The sequence below is a fragment of the Sporosarcina luteola genome, from assembly GCF_023715245.1.
GTDB classification, from domain to species: Bacteria; Bacillota; Bacilli; order Bacillales_A; family Planococcaceae; genus Sporosarcina; species Sporosarcina luteola_C.
The window spans coordinates 1-437 of the sequence record NZ_JAMBNV010000027.1; the positions used below are offsets into that span (position 1 = coordinate 1).

Here is a 437-nt window from a genome sequence, read left to right on the forward strand (position 1 = left end):
GGCTGGTATAGATCACCGTGGCGCCGGCCTGGTTGAGCCGCTGGATGCCTTCCAGAATCGAATTGCGGCTTTGCGGGTCGACGGCGACCGTGGGTTCGTCGAAGAAGATCAGGTCAGGCTTGTGCGCGATGCCGCAGGCGATGTTCAGGCGTCGCAGCAGACCGCCGGACAGTTTGCCGGGCCGGAACTTGCGGAAGTCCTGGAGTCCGACGAATTCGATGGACTCCTCGACCAGCGGCGCGCGGTCGGTTTTCTTCGGCACGTACAGCGAGCAGAAGTAGTCGATGTTTTCGGTGACGGTCAGTTCGTTGAACACGGCCACGTTCTGCGGCACGATACCGATACGACGTTTCAGCGCGTAGGAGGTCGGCGTCATCGGCTGGCCGAACACGCGAATCGTGCCCGAATCGTAGGTGAGCAGCGCGAGGATGCAGTTG

General features: G+C 61.8%; 1 protein-coding gene. It reads right to left on the minus strand.

Annotated elements, in window-relative coordinates; translation table 11 throughout:
* Positions 1–437: ATP-binding cassette domain-containing protein (locus M3152_RS17845; protein WP_251697194.1), on the minus strand; the 437-nt coding region annotated here is incomplete at both ends.